At 27.1% G+C, this 1,942-nt stretch carries 1 protein-coding gene; it reads left to right on the forward strand.

Annotation, left to right across the window (positions count from 1 at the left end; all coding sequences use genetic code 11):
- Positions 1-1,679: primase-helicase family protein (locus ACR0P1_RS07805; protein ID WP_432645844.1), on the forward strand; the 1,679-nt coding region annotated here is incomplete at its 5' end.
- Between the last annotated feature and the right edge of the window lie 263 nt (positions 1,680-1,942).

Genomic DNA, 1,942 nt, shown 5'->3' on the forward strand with positions numbered 1-1,942 from the left:
ATTGTGCACATGCAGGAAAATCAATGGAAAAAGAAGTTGCTTTATTACATTTCTGTAAAGCGGTTAACTGTTTGAATGAAGATTTAATTGATCTTGCATATGCGAAAGTTCATGAGAATGATCTTTTAACTCCTGAAGCAAAGGAACATTTTGATGAAGTTTACAACAAACTTATTGATGAAAAATCACATATGGGTTGTTTATTTAACATCATCAAATATCATAATCCTAATTATTGGAAAACGAACGTTCTTCCATTGAATGGTGTTATTGATATTGGTGATTTTGATCTTCATGATAATTTTAGATTAAAAAATTTGATTAATAAAGCCACGAAACATAAATATAGAACATTCGAACAAGTCATTAAGGATATATCTAGGGTTTATAGATTCAAGCTTGAAGGAGATAAATATTTCATTGAAAAAGGAATTGATCCTAACACTAAAACTTTAAAATGGAATTATGTAACATTTGAAAGAGCAAGAGAACAATTAAAATCAATTCATTTATATCCTAAAACAGATACTACATTCTATACTGCCTGGGATGCATTCATAGAATATCAACATTTATTATCTTTTGATGATATAGCTTTTAATTTGGATACTTCAGAACCAGAACTTGATGTATTTGGAGAACCATTAAATTTAATTTCGTTCTTCCATGGTTATAGATATCAAAAACTTCCTGAATGTGATATGAGTGAAATTGAGAATTATTTAAAACTGATTTATGAAGTAATCTCTGATTCTGATGAAGAAGTTTATAATTATATTCTTAATTGGATTGCTAATATTGCTCAAAATCCAGGAAAAAGAAATATGACATCTATAGTTATGAAAGGTGTTCAAGGAGCAGGTAAAAATACATTTACTGATATTCTTGCTCAATTATTTATTGGTTATTCCAATGGAAATATTAATGATTTGAATGCTGTAGTTGGAAATTTCAATTCTGCTATTGAACATAAAATTTTAATAGTTTTGAATGAAATGAAATCATCTAAAGATGCTTATCTTCAAGATATGGATGCATTAAAATCATTAATTACAGATCCAAGAGTTAGAATAGGTGAAAAATTTCAACCAAATAGATGGCCTGAAAATGTATCAAATTTAATATTTATATCTAATCATGCAAAACCAATTATTGTTCCTCCTGATGATAGACGATATTTGGTTCTAAATGTTAATGGTAAATATAAATATGATAATCAGTTATTGAAAGATCTGCATAATCTTCCAGAATCATTCTACAGTAACTTGATGACGTTCTTCTTGAATAGAGATATCTCTAAATTTGATCCAACTGTTATTCCATTAACAGGTGCTAAGAAACATTTAATTGAAGCTTGTAGATCTGATGTTGAACAATTTATTGTTGAAAATTACAATAGATTTACAGTTGGAATAACATATAGTGAATGGAAGCAGATTTATGATGTATTTGTTAATTTTGATCCTGATAAGAAGAAATTAGATAGATTTAAACTCAAACTTAAAGATGTCTGTATATCTAATAAAGAAGGTAGGTTACATAGAACATCTTTACCATTTTCTGATGGTAAGAAACGAGAAGTTTATAAATTGAAGCCTGAATATTTAGAAATCTATAAACCTGATCTTGAGGCAGAGCCAGCTGAAGCAGAAGAAGTAGATCCTCAAAATTATTTATAAATTAATCAAATTTAAATATATTTTTTTTTGTTGTTAATTTTAAATCAGAATATCCAATTAATCACAAATTAAAACACATCAAAAACAACCCAAAATATTGAAGTTTTAAAATCCATACCTGTACTACCCCTTTGCTCAAATTTAAATACATCAATTTTAAGCTATATTTTTGAAGTTTGTGAGATTCTTGAAGTTTGAAGATTATTCTTAATCTATTAGATGTTATCTGTATATTGGAATAATCTAAATGTAATGCTTTAGAA

This window comes from Methanobrevibacter sp., from assembly GCF_050872065.1.
Lineage (GTDB): Archaea > Methanobacteriota > Methanobacteria > Methanobacteriales > Methanobacteriaceae > Methanocatella.